This window comes from Streptomyces sp. NPDC096324 (genome assembly GCF_044763015.1).
Taxonomy (GTDB): domain Bacteria; phylum Actinomycetota; class Actinomycetes; order Streptomycetales; family Streptomycetaceae; genus Streptomyces.
In genome coordinates this window covers 234812-258612 of the sequence record NZ_JBIWFK010000002.1, presented here as the reverse complement: position 1 = coordinate 258612, position 23801 = coordinate 234812, and the positions used below count along the sequence as shown (strand labels likewise).

The 23801-nt window shown below is 70.9% G+C and carries 17 protein-coding genes and 2 pseudogenes; 15 read left to right on the top strand and 4 right to left on the bottom strand.

The genetic code is table 11. The annotated features are described in order from the left end of the window. Positions 1–106: 106 nt before the first annotated feature. The 7 genes and pseudogenes from ACIQ7M_RS04615 to modA all read left to right on the top strand — a co-directional run bounded on the left by ACIQ7M_RS04615 (position 107) and on the right by modA (position 10813). Positions 107–1297, top strand: coding sequence for an acyl-CoA dehydrogenase family protein (locus tag ACIQ7M_RS04615; protein WP_386976123.1), 1191 nt, complete (start codon positions 107–109; stop codon positions 1295–1297). A 777-nt stretch (positions 1298–2074) separates the two neighbouring features. Further along, positions 2075–3604, top strand: coding sequence for a DUF6531 domain-containing protein (locus ACIQ7M_RS04610; protein ID WP_403639627.1), 1530 nt, complete (start codon positions 2075–2077; stop codon positions 3602–3604). After that, positions 3543–6599 carry an RHS repeat-associated core domain-containing protein gene (locus ACIQ7M_RS04605; RefSeq protein WP_403639624.1) on the top strand — a complete coding sequence of 1019 codons (3057 nt, stop codon included), beginning with the start codon at positions 3543–3545 and terminating at the stop codon, positions 6597–6599. The genes ACIQ7M_RS04610 and ACIQ7M_RS04605 overlap by 62 nt, the downstream gene beginning before the upstream one ends. A 13-nt stretch (positions 6600–6612) precedes the next feature. After that, positions 6613–7356, top strand: a complete 744-nt coding sequence (locus ACIQ7M_RS04600) for a hypothetical protein (protein WP_403639621.1) — start codon at positions 6613–6615, stop codon at positions 7354–7356. A 147-nt stretch (positions 7357–7503) separates the two neighbouring features. Continuing rightward, positions 7504–7647 (top strand): annotated as a pseudogene (locus ACIQ7M_RS04595) (MMPL family transporter); the annotation flags it as partial. A gap of 872 nt (positions 7648–8519) precedes the next feature. Next, complete coding sequence (locus tag ACIQ7M_RS04590; RefSeq protein WP_403639618.1) at positions 8520–9656, top strand: FAD-dependent oxidoreductase; 1137 nt, start codon at positions 8520–8522, stop codon at positions 9654–9656. A gap of 454 nt (positions 9657–10110) precedes the next feature. Next, positions 10111–10813: pseudogene (gene modA / locus ACIQ7M_RS04585) on the top strand (molybdate ABC transporter substrate-binding protein). Between the two features lie 70 nt (positions 10814–10883). On the opposite strand, the gene ACIQ7M_RS04580 reads toward modA, so the two are convergent. After that, positions 10884–11528 (bottom strand): sulfite oxidase-like oxidoreductase, encoded by a 645-nt coding sequence (locus tag ACIQ7M_RS04580; RefSeq protein WP_403639615.1) that lies wholly within the window; start codon positions 11526–11528, stop codon positions 10884–10886. A gap of 285 nt (positions 11529–11813) precedes the next feature. Between ACIQ7M_RS04580 and ACIQ7M_RS04575 the strand changes: the two genes are divergently transcribed. From ACIQ7M_RS04575 to ACIQ7M_RS04565, 3 genes are all read left to right on the top strand, one after another. Beyond that, a complete protein-coding gene (locus ACIQ7M_RS04575; protein ID WP_403639612.1) occupies positions 11814–13019 on the top strand; it encodes a molybdopterin molybdotransferase MoeA in 1206 nt (401 codons plus the stop codon). 154 nt (positions 13020–13173) lie between these two features. Then, entirely contained in the window at positions 13174–14112 is a 939-nt protein-coding gene (locus ACIQ7M_RS04570) for a LysR substrate-binding domain-containing protein (protein WP_403639609.1), read from the top strand. Between the two features lie 102 nt (positions 14113–14214). Continuing rightward, positions 14215–15375 carry an NAD-dependent formate dehydrogenase gene (locus ACIQ7M_RS04565; RefSeq protein ID WP_403639606.1) on the top strand — a complete coding sequence of 387 codons (1161 nt, stop codon included), beginning with the start codon at positions 14215–14217 and terminating at the stop codon, positions 15373–15375. Positions 15376–15462: 87 nt separating this feature from the next. Here the strand turns inward: ACIQ7M_RS04565 and ACIQ7M_RS04560 are convergent, their stop codons facing one another. Then, the gene (locus ACIQ7M_RS04560; RefSeq protein ID WP_355767233.1) at positions 15463–16131 is read right to left on the bottom strand and encodes a DUF4389 domain-containing protein; all 669 of its coding nucleotides are present in this window, start codon (positions 16129–16131) and stop codon (positions 15463–15465) included. Positions 16132–16574: 443 nt separating this feature from the next. Here ACIQ7M_RS04560 and ACIQ7M_RS04555 point away from each other — a divergent pair, with 443 nt between their 5' ends. Both ACIQ7M_RS04555 and ACIQ7M_RS04550 read left to right on the top strand, forming a co-directional pair. Continuing rightward, the gene (locus ACIQ7M_RS04555) at positions 16575–17333 is read left to right on the top strand and encodes a hypothetical protein (protein ID WP_403639602.1); all 759 of its coding nucleotides are present in this window, start codon (positions 16575–16577) and stop codon (positions 17331–17333) included. After that, positions 17330–17836, top strand: a complete 507-nt coding sequence (locus tag ACIQ7M_RS04550; RefSeq protein ID WP_355767239.1) for a hypothetical protein — start codon at positions 17330–17332, stop codon at positions 17834–17836. Before ACIQ7M_RS04555 ends, ACIQ7M_RS04550 begins: the two co-directional genes overlap by 4 nt. A gap of 66 nt (positions 17837–17902) precedes the next feature. Here ACIQ7M_RS04550 and ACIQ7M_RS04545 read toward each other — a convergent pair whose 3' ends face one another. Beyond that, entirely contained in the window at positions 17903–19561 is a 1659-nt protein-coding gene (locus ACIQ7M_RS04545; RefSeq protein WP_403639598.1) for an acyl-CoA dehydrogenase family protein, read from the bottom strand. Further along, positions 19558–20211 (bottom strand): TetR/AcrR family transcriptional regulator, encoded by a 654-nt coding sequence (locus ACIQ7M_RS04540; protein WP_355767243.1) that lies wholly within the window; start codon positions 20209–20211, stop codon positions 19558–19560. The genes ACIQ7M_RS04545 and ACIQ7M_RS04540 overlap by 4 nt, the downstream gene beginning before the upstream one ends. Positions 20212–20311: 100 nt before the next feature. Here ACIQ7M_RS04540 and ACIQ7M_RS04535 point away from each other — a divergent pair, with 100 nt between their 5' ends. From ACIQ7M_RS04535 to ACIQ7M_RS04525, 3 genes are all read left to right on the top strand, one after another. Next, positions 20312–20914 carry a TetR/AcrR family transcriptional regulator gene (locus ACIQ7M_RS04535; protein ID WP_403639594.1) on the top strand — a complete coding sequence of 201 codons (603 nt, stop codon included), beginning with the start codon at positions 20312–20314 and terminating at the stop codon, positions 20912–20914. A gap of 412 nt (positions 20915–21326) precedes the next feature. After that, positions 21327–22202 carry a TauD/TfdA dioxygenase family protein gene (locus ACIQ7M_RS04530; RefSeq protein WP_403640884.1) on the top strand — a complete coding sequence of 292 codons (876 nt, stop codon included), beginning with the start codon at positions 21327–21329 and terminating at the stop codon, positions 22200–22202. A 77-nt stretch (positions 22203–22279) separates the two neighbouring features. Next, positions 22280–23719, top strand: a complete 1440-nt coding sequence (locus ACIQ7M_RS04525) for an MFS transporter (protein ID WP_403639591.1) — start codon at positions 22280–22282, stop codon at positions 23717–23719. Positions 23720–23801: the final 82 nt, after the last annotated feature.

The window sequence follows — 23801 nt, the reverse complement described above, 5'->3', positions numbered from 1 at the left end:
GCGTGGCGAGGCGGGGCGAGGCGTCGGCGTCATCGGCATTCCCTATTTCTGGAACGCGTTCTACGGTGTGCGCCGTCAGGTCGGGCCCAGGGAGGCAGGAGGCGCCGTGCATCTCGAATACACGCCGGAGCAGCAACGGTTGCGGACCGAACTACGTCTCTACTTCGCCGAGTTGGTGCCGGACAACGCCTACGCGCGCTACGGCGATCCGGCGGCGCAGAAGCGCTTCTACCGCGAGACGATCCGACGCCTCGGCACGGACGGCTGGCTCGGGGTCGGCTGGCCCGAGGAGTACGGCGGGCGGGGCCTGAGCCCGATGGAGCAGTTCATCTTCTTCGACGAGGCGGCCCAGGCCGGGGTGCCGTTGCCGTTGATGGCGCTCAACACCGTAGGGCCGACGATCATGCGGTTCGGTACGGAGGAGCAGAAGTCGTACTTCCTGCCGAAGATCCTCGCCGGCGAGATCGACTTCGCGATCGGCTACAGCGAGCCCGGCGCCGGGACCGACCTCGCCGCGCTCCGGACCAGGGCCGTGCGGGAAGGCGACGAGGAGAACGGCCACTACACGGTCGACGGCCAGAAGATCTGGACGACCAACGGTGACACGGCCGACTGGGTGTGGCTCGCGGTCCGCACCGATCCGGACGCCCCGCCGCACAAGGGCATCACCATGCTGCTCGTACCAACCTCCGACCCCGGCTACTCGTGCACGGTCATCAACACGCTCGCCTCGCACGACACCACGGCCAGCTACTACGAGAACATCCGCGTCCCCGCCACGCGCCGGGTCGGCGAGGAGAACAAGGGCTGGCGGCTGATCACCAATCAGCTCAACCACGAGCGCGTCACCCTCGCCGCGCACGGCACCATGGCGATCCGCGCCCTGCACGACGTCCAGCGCTGGGCGATGGAGACCAAGCTCGCCGACGGCCGCCGCGTCGTCGACCTCCCCTGGGTGCGCCGCCTCCTCGCGCGCACGCACACCCGGCTGGACGCCATGAAACTCCTCAACTGGCGCATGGTGAACGCCGTCCAGGAGGGCACGCTCACCCCGCAGGACGCCTCCGCCGTCAAGGTGTACGGCTCCGAGGCTCGCCGGGACGCGTACGCCTGGCTGATGGAGATCGTCGCGGCCCCCGGTGTCCTCAAGGAGGGCTCCGCCGGCGCCGTCCTGCACGGCGAGCTCGAACGCGGCTACCGGTCGGCCGTGATCTTCACCTTCGGCGGCGGCAACAACGAGATCCAGCGGGAGATCATCTCGTGGATCGGGCTGGGGATGCCGCGGGTACGGCGCTAGGCGTCTGTGACGAAGCTTTCTAGTTGGCACAAAAGCGGGATAGTCGGCACCGTACCGAGGGTGCGGACCGGAGGGCAGCGGACCTGGCTTGCAGACTGTCTGAGACGGCTGACCTGCTGCTTCCTCAGGGTTGGTGAGGTTCGGGCGTCCTGCGCTTTCGTGTCTCTGCCGGGAATGGTCTGTGGCGCCTGCGGCATGGCAGTGGTTTCCCCATTCGAGCGTTGGGCGAACGGCGGCAGTCCGTATGCACCTTCGCCGTTCGCCCAGGGGCGTCGGCGTATGGTGTGCCCCTTTTCTGCGGAGACTCGGCCTCGCGGAAGTGCGCAGCCCGTACCCGGATCTCGAGGTCGCCCGTCTGCACCAAGGCAGCGGGCCGGTCGCAGGTGGTGGCGAGGACGTCGGAGTATGTCTCGAGGCGGAGCAGCAGCTCGCGTTTGCCGCCCTTACTCCCTTCGCGCACGGTCACCTCGTCGAACGTTCCGAGCTCGGCGAGGCGTGAGCCACACCAACCGGCCTTCTCGTCACGACAGATACCGAGTCTGAGGTCTGGCTTCACGGCTTGCGCATGCGTCCCGAGGCGGCCGCCCTCCCGAGTGCGAGCTCGGCCGGGTCGTCACGCGATTTTCCCATCGAACGTCAGTACCAAGTAACTTCGCATGTGCGTATGTGTGGTTGACGGTGTTGGCGTGACGGGGTTGAGTGGTGGCGGGGTATCGGCCGACGGATTGGCATGTGCTGGACCTGGAGAGGGATCCGACGCCGGGGGATCCGGCTCGGGTGAAGTCGCTTGCAAGGAGTCTGCACGACTTCGCCGATGACGTGCAGGACGCGTTGCGGTTGGTGAAGGGGATGGCGGAGGAAGACGCTGTCCTGACGATGGCGGGCAGGACCGCAGAAGTGTTCCGGGACGAGTTCTCGGGTGTGCCGAAGAGTTTGAAGAAGCTGAAGAAGTCGTACGACCTGGCGGGTGACGCGCTGGCGGCGTACTGGCCGAAGCTGGAGCGCGCGCAGGCCCTCGCGGACAAGGCCCTGGCCGACGGGCGGGAGGCCCGGTCCGATCTTTCATCCGCCAAGTCCCGTCTCTCGTCGGCCGATTCGTGGGTCACTCGCGCCAACAAGGAAGCCGAAAAGTACGAGGAGGACAAGGCTGCGGGCAAGGACGTACCGAAGCCGGACGAGGCGAAGGTGCGCGCGGCGACCCGGGACGCGCAAAGCGCCAAGGCCGCGCACACGTCGGCCCAGTCGGACGTGACGTCTGCGCAGAGCGCGTTGGACGCGGCGAAGAAGATGGCCGCGGATGCCCGTCGGATGCGTGAGGAAGCGGCGGGTGAGGCGAAGCGCAAGATCGATGAGGCGTCCGACGCGGGGATCAAGTGGTACGAGGAGGTCGGGGACTGGTTCGTCGACAACTGGGACACCATCGTCGCCGTCTGCAAAGTGGTCGTCGCCGTCCTGGGGATCATCGCGATGATCATCGGTGGGCCGATTCTCGGGACGATCGTGCTGATCGCCGCACTGGTCGTCCTCGCGGACACCTTGAACAAGTACGCCAAGGGGCAGGCGTCGCTGTGGGACGTGGCGTTCGCCGCGCTGGACTGCATACCCGGCATGAAGGGCCTGACCACGCTCGGGGGTCTCGCCAAGGGACTCAGGTCGCTGGGCAAGCTGGGCCTCAAGGGCATGGTCAAGGGCCTGAAGACCGGGCTGCGCAGGGGCGCGGACGACGCGGTGGCCGCCGGCAAGCCCGCCAAGGGCCGGTGCAAGAACGGCGACCCCGTCGACATGGTCTCCGGCGAGATGCTCATGACGCAGACGGACGTCCTCCTCCAGGGAGTGCTGCGTCTGGGTGTGGCGCGAACGCATGTGTCGACCTACCGCTGGGGGCGCTGGTTCGGGCCCTCGTGGGCATCCACGCTGGACCAGCGCCTGGAACTCGACGACGAGGGTGTGCTGTTCGCGACGGAGGACGGGATGATCCTGGTCTATCCCGTACCGGTCGGCGCGGACGCCGTCATGCCGGCGGAAGGCCCGCGGTGGCCCCTGGCCTGGGACAGCGAGCGGCCGGGCGCCATGCACGTCACCGACCCGAGGACCGGTCTGACCCGGCACTTCGCCCCGGTCGGCCGGAACCAGCGGCACGACACCGCCTTCACGCTTCCCGTCACGGCCGTCTCGGACCGCAACGGGAACCGTGTCGACATCGACTACGACGCCTCCGGCACCCCGACCCCCCTGCGGCTACCACGTGATCGTCGAGGCGGACGGCGCGCGCGTGACGGGGCTCGGGCTCCGCCGCTCCGACGGTGAGCCGACCCCCCTGGTGCGGTACGCCTACCAGGACGGACACCTCACCGAGATCTACAACTCCAGTGGCCTGCCGTACAGGTTGACCTACGACGGCGACGACCGGATCACCTCCTGGACCGACCGCACCGGGGACTGGTACCGCTACGAGTACGACACCTTCGACCGGGTCGTCAGGGGCACCGGCGTGGACTCCGTACTGAACTGCGTCATCGCCTATGACGAGGAGGAACGCACCACGCGGTACACCGACTCCCTCGGCCGCGACACGACGTACCGCCACAACGAGCGGCTCCAGCTCGTCTCCACGACGAACGCCCTCGGCGAGTCGGTCACCGCCGAATGGGACCGGTTCGACCGCCTCGTCTCCCAGACCGACCCGCTCGGCGGGACCGTCCGCTACCGGCACGACGCCGCCGGCAACGTCACCGCCGTCGTCCGTCCCGACGGGACCTCGGCCGAGGCGACGTACGACGAGCTGCACCGGCTGGTGCGGGCGGTCACTCCGGGCGGAGCGGTCTGGCGGAACGTCTACGAGGGCGCCAACCATGTCGCCACGATCGGCCCGACCGGTCTGGAGACCCGGTACGCCTACGACGAGCACGGCGGCCTGGTCGCCGCCACGGACCCGGCCGGCCGGACGAGCCGAGCCCGCTGCGACGGCGCGGGGCTCCCCGTGGAGTTCACCGACGTCCAAGGCGCGGTGACCACCGTCGAACGCGACGACTTCGGCAGAGTGTCCGGCGTCACCGACCCGCTCGGCCGCACCACACGCCTGGGGACGACGGTCGAGGGCCGGACCGTGTGGCGCCGGGGTCCCGACGGGCACCGGGAGACCTGGGAGTGGGACGCGGAGGGGAATCTGCTCGCCCAGACCGACCGGGCCGGACACGTCACCTCCTTCACGGTCGGGCCCTTCGGCCAGGTCGCGGCGCGGACGACGAGCGACGGCACCACCCTCTCGTTCGGCTACGACACCGAGCTGAACCTGCTGAGCGTCACGGATCCGCACGAGCGGTCCTGGCGGTACACGTACGACGCGGTGAACCGGCTGATCGAGGAGAGCGACTTCACCGGCCGGACCCTCACCTACCGGCTGGACGCCATGGGCACGCTCGCGTCCCGGACCAACGGCGTCGGCGAGACGGTGGAGTTCGGCCGTGACGTGCTCGGCCGGCTCACCGAGATGCGGCACGACGGCCTCTCGATCAGCTACGCCTACGACGCGGCCGGGCGTGTGGTGCGGGAGAGCGGCCCGGAGGTCACCGTCGAGCGGGAGTACGACGGGCTCGGCCTGCTGCTGTCCGAGAGCATCGACGGCAGGACCACCCGCTACGCGTACGACTCCCTGGGGCGCCGCGTCCTGCGGCGCACCCCCACGGGCATCGAGTCCACCTGGACGTACGACGGCGCCGGTCGTCCCACCGTGCTCGACACCGACGGACACCGCATCACGTTCGGGTTCGACGCCTTGGGGCGGGAGACCGAGCGGGGACTGCCCGGCGGCGTCACGCTCGACCAGTCCTGGGACACCGCGGGCCGGCTCGGCGCCCAGCACCTGGTCCGCGGTTCAGCGGGGGCGGACACGCTCCTCCAGCGGCGTGAGTACACCTACCGGCCCGACGGCATCCCGACCGCCATCGAGGAACTCACCGGGGGAGAGAAGCGGTTCGGCCTCGATCCGCGGGGCCGCGTCACGGCGGTCGACGGACGAGGCTGGACCGAGCGCTACCGGTACGACGAGGCGGGCAACGTCAGCCACGCCGCGCTCCCGGGGACGGACGACACCGACGCGGACCGCACCCACGCCGGCGACCGGATCACGCACCGCGGCCGCACCCGGTACGAGCGGGACGGCGAGGGCCGCGTCGTGCGCTCCGTGCTGCGCCTCCTCAACGGGCAGCGGCGGACGCAGACGTACACGTGGAACAGCCGCAACAGGCTGACCGGGACGACGACCCGGGACGGCGAGCGCTGGACCTACCTGTACGACTCCCTCGGGCGGCGCGTGGCGAAGCAGCGACTCGACGACGGGGGAGCCGTCGCCGACGAGATCCGCTTCTCCTGGGACGGTACGAGGCTCATCGAGCAGGTCGATCGCGCCGGCCGGGCCACGTCGTGGGACTACCGCCCGGGCGGCCACCAGCCGGTGGCCCAGCTCGACCGGCCCGGCGCCGACCGGGACGCGCGCTTCCACGCCGTCGTCACCGACCTGTCGGGCGCTCCGTCCGAGCTGGTCTCCGCCGACGGTGAGGTGGCCCGGCAGCCCCGCACGACCCTGTGGGGGGAGCGCCTCCCCGAGCGTTTTCAGGGCGCCGGCACCGGGGAGACCGAGTGCCTCCTGCGCTTCCCCGGCCAGTACGCCGACCGGGAGACCGGGTGGCACTACAACTACGAGCGCCACTACGACCCCGCGACGGCGCAGTACACCAGCCCGGACCCGCTCGGCCTGGCCGCCGGCCCCAACGACAGCGCCTACGTGCCCAATCCCTACCGGTGGATCGACCCGCTGGGCCTGTCCTGGCAGGACCCGAACAACGGCATGCGGTTCGGGCGGGACCCGGCCCTCCCGGAGGGTGAGCGCGAGTACACGCGCGACAATCAGTACCCTTCCGAATACCGGACATCCACCCACGACTACATGGTCGAGAACTACACCGACGAGGGCCGGGCGCTCGGAGGAGTACCGCGTGACGCGAACGATGTGAGAGTCCCGCGCGACCAGCTCACCTGGCGCAACGGCAACGACGAGCTGATCTGGGACCCGACCGCCGAGAACCCGAAGCCCTTCAACCGGACGGTGACCTACGAGCATCTGGACCCGGTGGTCCAGCACTGGAACCGCGAGGGACGCTTCAGTGACAGGGCGGCGCGCAACGGCTTCTACAACAACACGGATCATCTGGAACCGATGGACTGGAGCGAGAACTCACGCGGCGGTGGCCGTATGACGGACACCTACATCCAGGAAGTCGGAGAAGGCTACTCATGCACCTGATCGTGGAGGAATCATGGACATCCGTGCCGTAGTGAGCGGCTTCCCCAATGTGGAGCCGCTTCCCGGCCCGGCGGACGCCTGGCACTGGGCACCCGCTCCGGGGATCGACTTCGCGGGCGCGCTCTCGGCGGACGGCCGGCGGCTGCTCCAGCTCAGTGCCCGCAATTCGTACGATCAGGAACTGGCTGTCGCCACACTGGAGTTCGCGCGGGAGCACGAGGAGGACATCTTCGCGGGCCATCCCCATCTGGGTACGGTCGGCGGATTCGCGGCGCCCGGGGGAAGGCGTTTCGACGTGGTGGCGGGGGTGGGGCCGCAGGTGCACGGCTTCTACCGGGTCGAGAATCCCGACCTCACTCCGCACGTGCGCCTGACGTTTCCCGCCCATTCCTGCGAGTTCTCCGGAGACGAGAGCCTCGAAGAGGCTGTCTCGCGGTACCGCATGCTCAAGATGAACAACTTCGACCGCGAGCCTCTCCCCTTTCTCAAGATGCGCTACACCAATACGCGCACCCGGGGCCGGAGCGGCAACCCCGGACGCGGCCTGACCGAACCGAAGCGCCTGCTGGAGGAGCTTCGGCTGATGGAGGGCGGTGAGGGCAGCTTCGTCGAGTTCGAGAACCGTCACGGCAAGGTGTGGCGGGTCGAGTGGCACGGAGCGTGGTTCATCGCGGAATGGGAGACACCCGACGGCCGGCCCCGCGAGATCGGGGGCGACGACCTCCTGTTGTTCGCGCAGAGCCGGTTGACCGAGTAGGCCGTGCCGAATCCCCCGGGCCGCCGCTTCCCTTTCCCGCACACTGCTGCTCGGGCGTGCGCTCGCGCAGTATCACGGAACTGCGGCCAGAGCCGGTTTCCACGTGCACCGTCACCCCGTCGGACGCTTGGAGTTCAGAGGCACCCTTTCGGAGCCTTCGTCCTCAGCGGCGACCGTATGCTCCAGCAGTTCGGACTCGGCCTTGCCGTTGCCGTCCTGCTCGACGCCGTCGTCATCCGATGCCTCATCGTTCCCGCGGTCATGCAGATGCTCGGCACATGGGCCTGGTGACTCCCTGCCCCACTGGCCCGAAAGCTGCCCAAGGTGTCCATCGAGTGCCCTGAGCAGAGCTGACATCGGCTCGACGCGGCTCGGATCACCATCAAACCCCCGTCACTTCCGCAGCCGGCGGTCAGGGCGAAGAGGTGCATCGAGCCGACCGCGACATCAGCCCCTGGCTGCAACGCATGGGCCTCGCGGTCCGAATGGCCGTGGTTCGCTCGCAAACCGGCCTGGGAAAGGAGAGTTGGAGCACGGTCGAGCGTGCCGACGGGCACAGGGGGCGGGCGGCGGCGATCCGGACGACCGGGCGGTGATTGAGGACATCCAGGGCTTCAGTTCCTCGCCCCGGGCACCCTCTTCGAGCCCGACCCCGAGGCTGTCCCGCTGGGCCCGGCGGACGTGCCGGAGATCCTCGAACTGATCGACCTGGCGCGCCCCGGCCCGTTCCTGGCGCGCCCGGTCACCCTCGGCGGCCATGTCGGCTTCCGGTGGGAAGGGCGGCTGATCGCCATGGAGTCCAGCCACGGCGACACGCGTTGTGACCTGCGGTGTACCAAAGTGCCAACCATCTTGCTGATTTCATGCGGCCAGCCGCTCAAGCCACTTGGCATCGGTGCAGGTCACGAACGTGACCTGGTGCCAACTATCGAGCCTGGTCACAGCGTCCGTGGCGGAGCCGGTCGTGGCTCACTCGCAAACAGAGCTGGGGCAAGGAGAGTTGGAGCACGACCGAACGTGTCGACGGGCACAGCGTCGGGCTGCGGTGACCCGGCCGGTTCGCTCCGGGCTGACGGCTGATAGAAAGTTGCAGGTCACACCGAAATCCTCGGGGCGTCCGGTTGCCCGGTCGGACCGGATCGTTCACCAAAGGATCGAACATCGTGTCTCCTCGTCGAGTCGTCGTCATCGGCGGCGGGGTCATGGGCTCGTCCGCCGCATGGCGGCTTGCTGCGCGGGGGGACCGCGTCACCCTGCTGGAGCGCTTCCCGCCCGGCCACGACCGGGGCAGCTCGCACGGCACCTCGAGGATCTTCCGGCTGGCCTACGCGGACCCCTTCTACGTCGGTCTCGCCGTGCGGTCGCTGCCGCTGTGGCGGCGGCTGGAAGAGGAGACGGGACGGCAGGTGCTCACCCTCACCGGCGCCGTCGACCACGGCCCGGCCGCCACGACGGAGGCACTGTACGAGGCGCTGACCGCCGCCGGACACCCCGCCGAGCGGCTGGCCCCGGAGGAGGTCGCCGAGCGCTGGCCGGGGCTGCGCGCCGACACGGGTGCCGTCTTCCACCCGGAGGCCGGACGCCTGCACGCCGACGAGACGGTGACCGCCTTCCAGCAGGCGGCGCGGGCGCACGGCGCGGAGGTCCGGCACGGCGTCCGGGTCACCGGGCTGTCGGTGCACGGCGACGCCGAGGTCCGGGTGGTCACGGACACGGAGGAGGAACTGCGCGCCGATGCGGTCGTCGTCGCGGTCGGCGGCTGGGCGCCCGGAATGCTGGGCGGCGGCACCGCTCCGCTGGTCGGCGGCGTACCGGTGCTGCGTGTCACCCAGGAGCAGCCCGCGCACTTCCCCGCGCCGGACGCGCTCACCTGGCCCAGCTACATTCACCACCCAGGTGCCGCGCTGCCCGTGGACGGCCTCACCGCGGACGGGGTGTACGGACTCGGCAGCACCGACGGCGTCAAGGCGGGCTTCCATGGCGTCGGCCCGGTCGTCGACCCCGACCGGCGCGACCGCACCCCGGACGCCGCGATCCTGCGGGAGCTGGCGGCGTACGCCGAGCGCTGGCTCCCCGGCGTGGACCACACCGCGCCCGAGGCCGTGACCTGCCTGTACACCACCACCCCCGACCATGACTTCGTCGTCGACCGGCAGGGCCCGGTCACCGTGCTGGGAGGGTTCTCCGGGCACGGCTTCAAGTTCGCTTCGGTCATCGGCGAGCTGGCGGCCGCGCTGGTACGCGGAGAGCCCGGACCGAGCCGGTTCGCGCTCGGACGCCCGCGTCCCGCGAGTCAGTGAGCCGCTCCCGAAGTGTGTCCCACCGGTCCCTGAGCCGTTCCGAAGCTCGTCCCACGAGTCACTGAGCCGTTCCCGAAGCACGGGCACCCCCATCAAGCGCCGGCCGGGCGCCGCCTGTCGAGCCCGGTCGCGGAGTGCTCGGCTCACCGCGAGGGGCGACACGGTCCGTATGCGCGCGGTATAAGCACTTTCGCCTGCATATGGTCATTTCGCTTGGAGGGTCGGCCTTCCTGGTCTCGCGGCGGATGGCGACGGGCGGGGAGTTCGGCCGCGTCGCCATGTGACCCGCCCGGACACCGGGCAGCCCCGGAGGAGAGCCTTGTCCATGATCCGTGCCGCGCGCCGTGACCGTCGTACGCATCGGACCTCACGGGCGGTCGGTGCGGGAGTCGCCGCACTGCTGACCCTGAGCGCCTGTTCCTCCTCGTCCAAGTCCTCCGACTCCTCGACGGAGGTGGACGCCTCCGCGGCGGCGGCCGCCTCCTCGAAACTGTCCGGCACGGTGACCGTGTTCGCCGCCGCCTCGCTCAAGGAGACCTTCACGGAACTCGGCAAGGAGTTCGAGAAGGAACACCCGGGCACGAAGGTGACCTTCAGCTTCGGCGGCAGCGATTCCCTCGCCGCGAGCATCACCGGCGGAGCCCCGGCCGAGGTGTTCGCCGCGGCCGGCCCCAAGACGATGAAGATCGTCACGGACGCCGGGGACGCCTCCGGAGCGCCGGCCGCCTTCGCGCGCAACCAGTTGGAGATCGCGACCCTGCCCGGAAACCCGGACAAGATCGCCTCCCTGAACGACCTCACCAAGTCCGGCCTCAAGGTCGTCCTCTGCGACAAGGACGTGCCGTGCGGCGCCGCCACCCAGACGGTTCTGGACTCCGCGGGAGTGAATCTCCTACGAGCAGGACGTGAAGGCCGCCCTGAACAAGGTGGTGCTGAAGGAGGCCGACGCGTCCATCGTCTACAAGACCGATGTGAAGGCGGCGGCCGACACGGTGGCCGGCGTGGAGTTCCCCGAGTCCGCCGACGCCATCAACGACTACCCGATCGTCGAGCTCAAGGCCGCGAAGAACGCCGAGGCGGCCAAGGAGTTCATCGCCCTGGTGCGGTCCTCCGAGGGCCAGAAGATCCTGACCGAGGCCGGATTCCTGAAGCCGTGACGGTCGGTCCTCTCCTGGACGGATCACGGGCATGTTCGGGCCGGGTGCCGACGGTGGGTGAGTCCGGTTCTCAGTCGTCGTGCTCCGGACCGTCGCCGTCCTGCTCCTGGTAGGAGTAGCGCTGCTCCTTCCAGGGGTCGGCGATGTTGTGGTAGCCGCGTTCCTCCCAGAAGCCGCGGCGGTCCTCGGTGAGGTACTCGATGCCACGCAGCCATTTGGGGCTCTTGTAGCCGTACAGGTGCGGCACGACCAGACGGAGCGGGAAGCCGTGTTCGGCGGTGAGGGGCTCGCCGTTGTGGTGGGTGGCCAGCAGCGTCCGCGGGGTCGTGAAGTCGGCCAGCCGGAGGTTGGCGGAGTAGCCGTACTCCGCCCAGGCCATGACATGGGTGACCTCCGGAGCCGGCGGGACCAGGTCCAGAACCGCCGTGGCGGGGATCCCGTACCACTCGTGGTCGGTGGAGGTGGGGCCCGTCGCGCAGTGCAGGTCGGCGACGACCGTGACGTGCGGCAGTCCGGTCAACTCGTCGAAGGACCAGCCGCGCTCGGCGCCGTCGGCGGTGGCGCCGAACACCCGCAGGCTCCAGCGCTCGGGACGGAAGCGGGGGACGGGCCCGTAGTGCGACACCGGCCATCCGTTCACATGACGCTGGCCGGGCGGGATGTGGCGCGACGCGCCGGCAGCCGTCCCGGCCGTGCCCTGTCGGTCGCTTGCCACGCGGGGTGTCCTCCCTCCGCCGGAGTCCCGGTCACCGCTACCTTGCCCGTGCAGGGTAGGCGCTCACGCGGGGCGAGGCGGAGGCAGGGGATCGGAGGGCGTCGGAAGCGCCGGTGGGCCCGCCGTCCCGGAGCACGCTACGCCCCGGAGTCCTGCCACGGGGCGGTCGGTCGATCGTCAGCCGCCGATCCTCACCGACGGGCAGGGCCGCGGGTGAGGGGACCCGAGCGCATCGGCAACCTGACGTGCCGCCGGGTGAAAAGCCGCGGTGGCACGGTGGGCGGCATGACCCTCCTCGCCCCGGACCCGGTGATCGTCTCCTGCCACGACGTGCCCTGGGCACAGGCGCGCGAACTGGCCCACGCGGCTCCGCGCCGCCCCCTGCCCGTGCGCCAGGTCCTGCTCGCGGAGGCCGCTGGACTCACGTCGGCCGAGGACCTGCGCACCACGCGGCCCATGCCCGGCTTCGACACCGCCGCCATGGACGGCTACGCGGTGGGCGCGGGCCCCGGCCCCTGGTGGCTGCGGGGCGTGGTGCGCGCGGGTTTCGCCTGGACGGGCGGGGCACTGGCCGGGGCGGACGCCGTCGAGATCTCCACGGGCGCTTCCGTGCCGCCCGGTGCGACAGGCGTGCTGCCGCTGGAGAACGCCGTCCGGGACGGGGCGACGGTGCGCGGACCGGCACCCGTCGGCGGCAAGCACATCCGGCGGGCGGGTGAGGACGCGCCGGCCGGTGCCGTCCTGGTCCCGGCCGGAACCCGGATCGGCCCCGCCCTCATCGGCCTGGCCGCCGCCTGCGGCCATGACACCCTTTCCGTACGGCCTCGGCCTCGCGTCCGGGTCCTGGTCACCGGCGACGAACTCGTCCACACGGGCCGGCCCGGCCCCGGGCGTGTGCGTGACGCGCTGGGCCCGCTGCTGCCCCCGCTGGTCGAGGGCCTCGACGGCGAGGTCACCGCCGTCCATCACATCCCCGACCACCCGGCCGGGGCGCTGGCCACCGCCGTGCACAGCGCGCCGCACGAAACGGACGTCGTCCTGGTGACCGGTTCCACCTCCGTCGGCGCCACCGACCGACTGCGGGTGCTGCTGGCCGACGCGGGCGCCCGGTGGGTGGTGGACACCGTCGCCTGCCGCCCCGGCCACCCACAACTTCTGGCTCAACTTCCCGACGGCCGCTGGACCTTGGGTCTGCCCGGCAACCCGTACGCCGCCCTGGCCGCGGCCCACACCCTGCTCGCGCCGCTCCTGGTCGGCCTCACCGCACGCCCGCTGCCCGTCCTGCCCCGCATCCCGCTGACCGGTGACATCCGCACCGCCCCCGGCCGCACCAGGCTCATCCCGGTGACCTGGGACGGCGCCACCGCCCGACCCGTCGGCGGCCACCGCCCCGCCTTCCTGCACGGCGCGGCTCTCGCGGACGCTCTCGCCGCCGTGGCCCCCGACTGGCGGCCCGGACAGCCGACCCCGCTGATACCGCTCACGCGGTGAACGCGTCGGTGACTCGGGGCCGGCGCAGCTCATGGAGCCAGGCGGCATCCTCTTTGCGGTACGGCCGGAAAGGATCGCCGGCGTGCGGCCTGGCCGATGCTGTACGTCGGCACGCCCGACGCCTGGAGGCGGAGACCCGTCGTGGAGGACGATCATGCTGCTGCGTCAGCTCGAGTATCTCGTCGCCCTCGCCCGTGAGCGCCACTTCGCCCGCGCCGCGGCGGCCTGCTACGTCTCGCAGCCGTCGCTGTCCGCCGCGATACGGCGGCTGGAACACGATCTGGACGTGCCGATCGTGCGGCGGGGGAGAAGGAAGTACGAGGGCCTGACCCCAGAAGGTGAGGTGGTCCTGGCCTGGGCGCACCGGATCCTGGCCGAACAGGTCGCGCTGCGACAGGAGTTGTCGGCGCTGCGCGGCGGGCTGACCGGCACACTGCGGCTGGGCGTGGTTCCGACGGCCCTACCGGTCGCCTCCCTGCTGACCACCCCGTTCTGCGAGCGCCATCCGCGCGCCGGTGTGAGCCTGGAATCGCTGTCGTCGGTGGAGATCACCCACGGTCTGGCGGAGTTCGAACTGGACGCGGCGATGACATACCTGGACGACGACACCCTGCGCCAGGTCCGCCGCTTCCCGCTCTACGAGGAGCGGTACATGCTCCTCACCCCGGCAGACGGCCCACTGGCCGCCTCGGACACGGTGCGCTGGGCACAGGCCGCGGCGTTACCGCTGTGCCTTCTCTCGCCCCGGATGCGCAACCGGCGGATCATCGACGAGTGTTTCGCCGCCGACGGCGCCACCGCCACGCCCGCGATCGAGACGGACAGCGTGGCCGGCCTCTACGCCCATCTACCCGGCGGCCGTTGGTCCAGCGTCATCTCGCACGCCTGGCTCCACATGTTCGGGGTGCCGGAGGGAATGCGCGTCGTGCCCCTCGGCGGCCCGGCCCAGGGACCCCGTGTCGGGCTCGTGGTCGCGCGCAGCGAACCGGAGTCGGTCCTCGCCGGAGCCCTCGTCGCCGTGGCGCGCGAGGCCGGTGTCCGCGACGCGCTCGACACGCTGCTGCGCGCCTTCCTGCGCGAGCGCGACTCATAGGAGCCGGCTATGAGGACATAGCGAAGTTCGCTTTGACCAGTGCGAACGGCCCCGAGGATCGTGAACGGCACCTTCCCGCAACGCCAGTTGAGGAGCCGCGACATGGCCAAGGTGCTCTGCGTCCTGTACGACGACCCCACCGACGGATACCCGACGACGTACGCCCGCGACGACCTCCCCGCCCTCGACCACTATCCCGGCGGCCAGACCACCCCCACCCCCGAGGCGATCGACTTCACCCCCGGCCAGCTGCTCGGCAGCGTCTCCGGCGAACTAGGCCTGCGCGCCTACCTGGAGAAGGCCGGACACACCGTCGTCGTCACCTCCGACAAGGACGGCGACGGCTCGGTCTTCGACCGGGAGCTGGCCGACGCGGACGTGGTGATATCCCAGCCGTTCTGGCCGGCGTACCTGACCGCGGAGCGGATCGCCGCCGCGAAGAACCTGAAGCTGGCCGTCACCGCGGGCATCGGCTCCGACCATGTCGACCTCGACGCCGCGATCGCGCACGGAGTCACGGTCGCCGAAGTGACGTACTGCAACAGCATCAGCGTCGCCGAACACGTGGTGATGATGACGCTGTCGCTCGTGAGGAACTATCTGCCCTCCCACCAGGTGGTCCTCGACGGCGGCTGGAACATCGCCGACTGCGTGGCCCGTTCGTACGACCTGGAGGGCATGCACGTCGGAACGGTCGCCGCCGGGCGCATCGGCCTCGCGGTCCTGCGCCGTCTCGCCCCCTTCGACGTGAAGCTGCACTACACCGACCGGCACCGGCTGCCGGAGGAGGTCGAGCGCGAACTGGGTCTCGTCTTCCACGCCTCGGCCGCCGAGATGGTCCCGCACTGCGATGTCGTCACCATCAACGCCCCTCTGCACCCCGAGACCGAGGGCCTCTTCGGCGACGACCTGCTGGCGACGATGAAGCGCGGCGCGTACCTCATCAACACCGCACGGGCGAAGATCGTCGACCGGGACGCCGTGGACCGCGCGCTGCGCGGCGGGCAACTGGCCGGCTACGCGGGGGACGTCTGGTACCCGCAGCCGGCCCCGGCCGACCACCCCTGGCGGACCATGCCGCACCACGGGATGACCCCGCACATCTCGGGCTCGTCGCTGTCCGCGCAGGCCCGGTACGCGGCGGGCACCCGCGAGATCCTGGAGTCCTGGTTCGCGGGCCGCCCGATCCGTGACGAGTACCTGATCGCTGACGGCAGGGGGCTGGCCGGAACCGGCGCGCACTCCTACTCCGTCACCAAGTGATCCTCGGGAGGCCACCGTCCGGTGGCCGGTGGCCTCCCGCACCGGCCGTCGAGGGAAATGTGGTGGGTGCTCGGGGTCAGCTCAGGGTCACGGCCGCTGCTGTGGAGCAGCGGTCGTCTCGTAGCCGCCCTGGTCCAGGCGGAACGGTGGGTAGGCGTCCGTCATGAGGGTGGCGTAGGCGGTGACGCGCAGGACCCACCTGTTGAGGCCGATGATCAGGTCGAACAGGTCCTTCGGATACTTCTCGGTGAAGGCCAGGATCACCGCCGCGATGATCGTCAGGACGCCGATCAGCCCACCGGACCACCATCCGAACTGGGCGCCGCCGAGGAAGAAGCCGATGACCACGTAGTGCGGGATGGCCAGGAGCCACCACTTGACCAGTACCAGACCGCGGGAGAGCCGCTCGGGGTAGACGATGTCCAGCCGGGCCGGGTAGTCCGGTTCCTCGCCCAGGCTGAACGGCGGGTACCGGTCGGTGCCCAGGGCGTCGTACGAGTAGTACGAGACCCGCCAACTCCAGCGCAGCACACCCAGGTTGAAGTCGAACAGGCCGCGGGGGTAGCGCTCGGTGAACAGGATGGCGAAGAACGCGATCACGGTCACCACGGTGAAGGCGATCCAGAGGAAGAACAGCACCACGTAGTGCGGAATGGCGAGGATCCACTTCACGAGCCACAGCCATCGGGACAGTGGCGAGTCGATACGCGCGTTCACCCGGACCGGGCGCTCCGGGAATCCCGCCAGGTTCGTCATGGTGATCAGCTCCTTCACCTCGGCAGGGACGCCGAGGGGGCTCATGACCAGCCTGGCCGCTTCCGCCCGATGCCGCGAGGGCAGCGTGGGATCGTACGGGCACCCGTCGCACCGCGCGCCCGACGGTTCGGGGCGCAGCCGCCCGGACAGGCGGCGGAGCCGAAAGGGCCGCCTGCCACGCCCGGGCCCACCCGGGGGTCCGCCCGGGTGTTCTCCTCGGGTCCAGCATCGGGCGGTCAGCCCTGCTGAGCAAGCGCCGGCCGGGGTTGCTGTACCGGGTCACGGTGATTCCCCTGGAAGCGCGGGCCGAGGGTCGCCATACCGGGTCGTCCCATCAGGTCCGCGCCGTGAGAGGTCCGCGCCGTGAGAGGTCGAGTTGCGTGCCTCGTGCGCTGCGGGAGACTGAGTACTGTACGCATTTGCTAGGGAAAGAAACCCAGGCCATGAGTACTGAACTGCTCGATCTGGCTATCGCCACGGCCGGCGGCAGGGAACTCTGGGACACGGTAGGTGCCTTGAAGGCCGATGTCTCCATCGACGGCCCTGTCTGGGGGATGAAGGGCTGGCCGCCGGGGACGAGCTTCGATCAGGTTCTGACGATCGACACGGCCAGAGAACATATCGTGTTCACCCCGTTCACCCGCCCCGAGTGGCAGATGACCTTCGATGCGGCAACCGACACTGTCACCGTGCAGACGCTCGACGGCGAACCGGTCGAGACCCTCGCACCCGCCCGCGCCGCCTTCAAGGGAATGCTACGGAACACCGATTGGGACGCTCCGCACCTCGGCTACTTCCTGGGCTACGCCTGCTGGAACTACTTCACCAGCCCGTTTCTCTTCACCTACCCGGGCGTGCGGGCCCGCGAGATCGAGCCGTGGCACGAGGCCGGCCAGACGTGGCGGCGCCTGCAGGTGCGCTTCCCGGCCGACATCGCCACGCACAGCCCGAACTCGGTTTTCTACTATGACGCGTTCGGTATGCAGCGTCGCATGGACTACGTCGCCGAAGTCAACAACAGCTTCCTCGTCGGTCATTACACCGGCCACCACCAGAATTTCGACGGGCTGGTCATGCCGACGCGACGACGCATGTTCCGCCGCAACCCCGACAACAGCGTCAACCTCAACTTCCCCTCCATCACGGTCGACGTCCACGGTGTCGAGCTCATCCGCTCCAACGACGAACAGGGACGACCATGACCACCGCCGGCACCACCGTCGACCACCCCGCGCGGAGGCTTGTCGTGACGCTGCCGCTTCCCTACGACGCGGCTTGTGAGCAGTTCGAGACCCTCGTCCCCGAGGCCGACCTCCCCCGCTTCTACCAATTGGGCTCGTGGAAGGCCGTGCTCGAACTCACCGAGATCAACGGCCCCCACGGGTTCATGCGCTACTACCGCAGCGACGTCTGCGCCCTCATGGCCGGCTCTCAGTCCCTGTGGAAGGCCACCCAGTACCTGATGGGCAACCACGCCGTCGCCGAATCGGCGTTCCGGGAGGACGCGTCGGCCGTGCTGCACGCACCGCTTCCCTCGTTGATCTACGCCGATCCGGACGGCGACACCAAACTAGCCGTCGACCAGCCCAGCTTGTCGTTCGACAGCTACGAGAATCCGCGGATCGCTGAAGTCGGCCGCGAACTGGACGCGCGCCTGGGCCAGTTGATCACGCTCCTCGGCGGTGAGGTGCCACCCCAGCTCTGAGCCCGGCGACCACTCCTGTCGCCGGGCCCTGGAGGCCGCCGTTTCCGTCGTCGGCCCTGGTGGCCGTCAGGCCGGGAGTCGTTCCAGTACCCCCGCGAAGTCGGTCCCCGGCGGCAGGGTTCCGAAGGCCAGGCCCCGGTCGCCGGCCAGGCGCGACGCGCAGAAGGCGTCGGACACCGCGGGCGGAGCGTGGCGGACGAGCAGGGAGGCCTGGAGGACGAGGGCGGCGCGTTCGGCGACCCGGCGGGCGCGCAGGGGCGCGTCCTCCGTGAGGACGAGTTCACCCCGCAACTCCCGCCAGGCGGCGTCGAATCGCGGGTCGGCGCCGGTCGCCGCCTCGATCTCCGCGTGGAACGCCTCCAGCGAGTCGGGCTCACGTGTGAGGGCGCGCAGCATGTCGAGGGCGCTGACGTTGCCGGAGCCCTCCCAGATGCTGTTGAGCGGGGCCTCGCGGTACAGCCGGGGCATGCCGGACGCCTCGTCGTAGCCGTTGCCGCCGAGGCATTCGAGGGCTTCGGCGACCGCGGCGGGCTGGCGCTTGCACACCCAGTACTTGCCGACGGCCGTGGCCAGTCGCAGGAAGGCGCGCTCACCGACGTCCCCGCGCTGGGCCCGGTCCGCGGCACCGGCCAGTCGCAGGGCGAGGGTGGTGGCGGCCTCCGACTCCAGTGCCAGATCGGCGAGGACGTTGCGCATGAGCGGCTGGTCGATCAGCTTGGCGCCGAACGCGGAGCGGTGGCGCGCGTGATGGGCGGCCTGGGCGAGGGCCGCGCGGGTACCGGCGGCGGAGCCGAGCACGCAGTCCAGGCGGGTCATGGTCACCATCTCGATGATGGTGCGCACGCCCTTGCCCTCGTTGCCGACGAGCCAGGCCACGGTGTCGTCGAACTCGGGCTCGCTGCTGGCGTTGGAGCGGTTGCCGAGCTTGTCCTTCAGCCGCTGGACGCGGAACGTGTTGCGGCTGCCGTCGGGCAGCACGCGCGGGACCAGGAAGCAGGAGAGTCCGCCGGGCGCCTGCGCGAGGACGAGGAACAGGTCGTTCATCGGGGCGCTCGTGAACCACTTGTGGCCGCGCAGCCGCCAGGTGCCGTCGCCCTGCTCGGTCGCCGTGGTGGTGTTGGCGCGGACGTCGCTGCCGCCCTGCTTCTCGGTCATGCCCATCCCGGCGAGCAGGCCGGGCTTCTCGGCCGGGGTGCGCAGTCCGGGTTCGTAGACGCGGCTCGTGAGCAGGGGCTCGTAGACCTTGGCGAGTTCGGGGGAGTGGCGCAGGGCGGGGACCACCGCGTACGTCATCGAGACGGGGCACAGATGGCCCGGCTCCAGCATCGTGGCCAGCATGAAGCCTGCGGCCCGCGCGACATGGGCGCCGGAACGGTCGTCGGCCCAGGCGGCGCCCGCGAGGCCCGCGCTCACCGAGGCGTCCATCAGCGAGTGGTACGCGGGGTGGAACTCGACCTCGTCCACGCGATGGCCGTAGCGGTCGTGGGTCCGCAGTTCCGGCTCGTGGCGGTTGGCCTGGTCCGCCCAGGTCTGCGCCTCCGCGCCGCCCACGTACCGGCCGAACCGGTGGAGGTCGTCGAGGTGCCAGGAAGCGCCCTCGCGGCTCACGCCTTCGAGCAGCACGGGGTCGGCCGCGGCGTCGTGACCCGTCAACGGCGGTGCCTGGTTGGTCACTTCGTGCGTCACGGCGGTGGGACGGCTGTGCGCCGTGGTGGTCGCGGTCATGAGGGAACCTCCGGTGTGCGGTCGGCGGGGAGGAGCGGGGAAGAGCGGGGAGGAGCGCCCGCGCACCGCAGGGCCATCGCGGTGATCTCCGCGAGGAGTTCGTCGGGCGTCCCTTCGGTGGGGGCGCCGAGCGGGTCCACGAGCACCTCGCCGATCGCGCCGGTGAGCGCCGCGGCGGTGATCTCGCCGTTCTGCGCGGGCAGCAGACCCGCCGCCATCCCCTGACGCACCACCTCGGCGAACAAGGCGCGGTAGCGGCGCCGGAACGCGAGGCGCTCGGCGCCCACCGCCGCCTCGGCCGGGGCCGCGAGCAGGGCGTAGGCCAGGCCGCGGTTCTCCAGGGCCCGGCGCGCGAACACCTCGATTCCGAGGGCGAGCCGTTCGACGGGGTCGCCCTCGCCGCCCAGTACCTCGCCGAGCACCTCCACCTCGCGGCCCGCGGCGCGCCGGAACACCTCCACGGCGAGGGCCGCCTTGGAGGGGAAGTGCTGGTACACCGAGCCGGCCGAGATCCCGGCCGAGTCGGCGACCGCGGTCACCGACGTCCGGGCCCAGCCCACCTCGGCGACGACCGAGGTGGCGCAGACGATCAGGTGCTCTCTGGCGGCTTCCAGCCGGCGGATCTCGGACGGTGTCTTGCGGTACGCCATAAAAGAAGTGAACCACCATTCAGAACTTCCCGCCAGAGCCCGTTCGACCGCCGAGCGGTGTCGGGAGAACCGGCCCCGGCGCGTCGACTAGGGTCGCGACATGGCGGAACAGCGGGTGGAGGGCGTACGGCGGGGGCCGGGACGGCCGCGGCAGGAGCACGTCACGGCGGCGGTGCTGGACGCCGTGGTGGCGCTGGTCACGGAGAGCGGTATGGGCGCGCTCACCATGGACGCCGTCGCGGCCCGCGCCGGGGTGAGCAAGCCGGCGATGTACCGGCGCTGGCCCACCAAGCAGGACCTCGTCATCGCCGCCGCCGAGTCGCGGATCGGGTCGCTGAGCGTGCCGGACATGGGTGACTTCCGTGCCGAGCTGCGGGCCGTCCTGACCGCGCGCATGGAGGCGTACCGGCAGCCCGGTGTCGCCCGTCTGCTCGCCGGGGTGATCGGCGCCTCCGCCGAGGCGGGTGCCGAGCCCGCCGCCTACCGTGCCTACACGGCACGGGTGATGAGCCAGACCCGACACCTGCTGGAACGCGGTGTCGCCCGGGGCGAGGTGCGTTCCGACGTCGACCTGGCGGACGCCTCGACCCTGGTCGCGGCCTCACTGGTCTTCCGGATGGTCGGGGAGCAGCGACTGCCGGACGAGGCGCTCGTCGACTCGATGGTGGACATGATCGCCCGGGCGGTGGCCGTCCGGCCCTGACGCCGGACGGTTGGCCGGGCTTCTCTCGGACGCCGAGGCCGGCCTGCCCACGCGTCGGCAGGCCGCGCGCCCGTTTCGCCCGAGCGGTGGCCGTCCGGCCCTGACGCCGGACGGCTGGCCCGGCTTCCCTCGGGCGCCGAGGCGGACCTGCCGGTATGTCGTCCGCCCGCCCGCCCGCCCGCCCGTACGTCGACCGGCCGCCCGCCCCTCCGGCGTGCCCTCGGTAGGGCCTCCGGGCACTCCCGGCCCGCGCAGGCCTCTCGAAATCCACCTGCCGCACCCCCTTGCCCTGCCGCCTCTCAATATCGATACTGCCGGTTACGTATTTGGTTCACCGTCGGGAGGAACCCCCGTGCACCCTGTCGTGACCAGTCCCGTCGAGCGCCCGAAGCCCGTACTGGACAAGCCGCTCATGCACTACGGAAGCCGCGTCCTGGAACGGCTCGCCCCCGGTGCCCGGCCCGCCGCCTACGAGCGCCTGCGGATCGACCCGCTCACCCCGCACTTCGGCGCCGTGCTGGGCGGGGTCGACCTGACCCGGCCGATCGACGACGAGCTCGCCGAGGAGCTCAGGCAGGCGCTGCTGGAGTGGAAGGTGATCTTCTTCCGGAACCAGACCGGCTTCACCGCCGACCACCAGCTCGCGCTCTCCGCCGTCTGGGGCTCCCCGGAGCCCAACCCCTTCTTCCCGAAGACGGAGACCGCCGGTGTCTCCCGCCTCGCCAAGGACGCGAAGGCCGCCGGCAACAAGAACATCTGGCACAGCGACCACTCCTTCATGGCCCACCCGGCCCTCGGCTCCGTGCTGCGCGCCGTCGAGGTGCCCGCCGCGGGCGGCGACACCCTGTGGGCGGACATGGCCGCCGCCTACGACAACCTGCCCGACGGCATGAAGGAGCGCATCGAGCACCTCACCGCCGTCCACGACTGGGAACCCAGTTGGGGCGCGCTCATGAACGACGAACAGAAGGCCGCCTTCCGCGAGTTGTGGCCGCGTGCCGAGCACCCCGTCGCGGTGCGCCACCCGCGCAGCGGCCGCAGGACCCTGTACGTCAACGAGCCCTTCACCACCCGCATCCAGGGTCTGACGGAGGCGGAGAGCCGCGAACTGCTTGACATCCTGGTGCTCCAGGCGCGCATTCCCGAGTACCAGGTCCGCTTCCACTGGGAGCCCGACTCGATCGCCGTCTGGGACAACATCGCCACCCAGCACTACGCGATCAACGACTACTACCCGCGGCGCCGCGTCATGGAGCGCATCGCCATAGCGGGCGTCCCGCTGTCCTGAACCCGTTCCGGTCCGGCCCGCACCACCCCGACAGGCCTGCCGCGCAAGGCCGTCGCCCTTCTCCGACAGGAGCAACCATGACCGCGGTACCCACCGTGCACCGGCCGTCGGCCGGGACCTCCCCGGCCACCGGCGGCGGCACCCGTGCCTGGACGGTGACCGCGCTGCTCGTCGTCTTCATGATGGTCAACTTCGCGGACAAGTCCGTGCTGGGTCTGGCCGCCGACGAGATCCGCGCCGACCTCGACCTGAGTGCCACTCAGTTCGGGCTCGCCAACAGCGCGTTCTTCCTGTTCTTCTCCGTGGCGGCGGTGGCCGTCGGACTCGCGGCCGACCGGCTGTCCACGAAGACGCTCATCCTCGTGATGGCCGTCCTGTGGTCGGTGGCCCAGGTCCCGGCCGCGTTCGGCGGCGGCCTCGCGGTGCTCGTCGCCTCGCGGATGTTCCTCGGCGCCGCGGAGGGGCCCGCGTTCCCCGTGGCACAGAAGGCCACCCTCGCGTGGTTCCCCGACGAGCGGCGCAATCTGCCCGGCGCGCTGGTCACGCTGGGCGTCACCCTCGGAGTGATGGTCTCCGCGCCCGGACTGTCGTGGGTGATCCAGCACCACGGATGGCGGGCCGCCCTGGGGGTCCTCGCCGCCGCGGGACTGCTGTGGGCCGCGGCCTGGGCGGCCCTCGGCGCCGACGGCGGACACGCCGTCGGCACGGACGTCCGTACGGAGGTCGGCACGGACGTCCGTACGGAGGTCGGCACGGACGTCCGTACGGAGGTCGGCACGGACGTCCGTACGGAGGTCGGTACGGACGTTGGTACGGAGGGCGGTAGCAGAATCGGTGCGGAGGCCGTTGCGGAAGCGGCCGTCCAGCCGGTGCCGACGCGGGCGGACGCGCCGTACCGGAAGATCTTCGCCAGCCGTACCTGGATCGGCGTCACGCTCGCCTACTTCACCAGCTACTGGTGTGTGGCCCTGATGCTGGTCTGGCTGCCCTCCTATCTGCGCAACGCCCTCGGATACCCGGTCGACGAGGCGGGCACCGTCGTGGTCGCCCCCTGGCTCGTCGGGGCACTCGCCCTGCTGGGTCAGGCGGGCGTCACCGGGTGGTTGATGCGCCGCGGCGTCGAGAGCCGCCGTGCCCGCGGATGGGTGGGCGGCGGGCTGCTCGCCCTCGGTGCCGCCTGCTGTCTGGCCCTGCCGTTCGCCGACGGCAGGACCGCGACGACCGTCCTGGTCGCCCTCGGCTTCGGCCTCGGCGGCTCGTACGCGACGATCGCCGCGACCACCGTCGCCGAACTCGCCCCGGCGACCCGCGCGGGCGGTGCCCTGGGCACCATGAACGCGGTGGTCACCGCCGCGGGACTCGCCGCGCCCGCCGTCGTCGGAGCCCTCGTCGACGCCCGGGGCACCGACGGATACCAGAGCGCGGTCCTGCTGTCCGGGCTGCTCCTGGCCCTCGGTGCCGTCGCCTCCTTCCTGCTGGTCGACCCACGGCGGGACATCGCCCGGCTGAAGGGCTGACCCTCGAAGCCGAGCCGAGCCAAGGCCGGCCCAGCCGAGGCCCCGCTCCGGCCCCCTCGCCCCAACCGCGCCCCACACCACA

Excerpts from the sequence above, each read along its gene's own strand:
- ACIQ7M_RS04570 (WP_403639609.1), top strand. The coding sequence starts at position 13,174 with ATGCTGCTGCGTCAGCTCGAGTATCTCGTCGCCCTCGCCCGTGAGCGC.
- ACIQ7M_RS04530 (WP_403640884.1), top strand. The coding sequence starts at position 21,327 with ATGCACTACGGAAGCCGCGTCCTGGAACGGCTCGCCCCCGGTGCCCGG.
- ACIQ7M_RS04565 (WP_403639606.1), top strand. The coding sequence starts at position 14,215 with ATGGCCAAGGTGCTCTGCGTCCTGTACGACGACCCCACCGACGGATAC.
- ACIQ7M_RS04550 (WP_355767239.1), top strand. The coding sequence starts at position 17,330 with ATGACCACCGCCGGCACCACCGTCGACCACCCCGCGCGGAGGCTTGTC.
- ACIQ7M_RS04540 (WP_355767243.1), bottom strand. The coding sequence starts at position 20,211 with ATGGCGTACCGCAAGACACCGTCCGAGATCCGCCGGCTGGAAGCCGCC.
- ACIQ7M_RS04555 (WP_403639602.1), top strand. The coding sequence starts at position 16,575 with ATGAGTACTGAACTGCTCGATCTGGCTATCGCCACGGCCGGCGGCAGG.
- ACIQ7M_RS04545 (WP_403639598.1), bottom strand. The coding sequence starts at position 19,561 with ATGACCGCGACCACCACGGCGCACAGCCGTCCCACCGCCGTGACGCAC.
- ACIQ7M_RS04535 (WP_403639594.1), top strand. The coding sequence starts at position 20,312 with ATGGCGGAACAGCGGGTGGAGGGCGTACGGCGGGGGCCGGGACGGCCG.
- ACIQ7M_RS04575 (WP_403639612.1), top strand. The coding sequence starts at position 11,814 with ATGACCCTCCTCGCCCCGGACCCGGTGATCGTCTCCTGCCACGACGTG.
- ACIQ7M_RS04560 (WP_355767233.1), bottom strand. The coding sequence starts at position 16,131 with ATGACGAACCTGGCGGGATTCCCGGAGCGCCCGGTCCGGGTGAACGCG.
- ACIQ7M_RS04600 (WP_403639621.1), top strand. The coding sequence starts at position 6,613 with ATGGACATCCGTGCCGTAGTGAGCGGCTTCCCCAATGTGGAGCCGCTT.
- ACIQ7M_RS04525 (WP_403639591.1), top strand. The coding sequence starts at position 22,280 with ATGACCGCGGTACCCACCGTGCACCGGCCGTCGGCCGGGACCTCCCCG.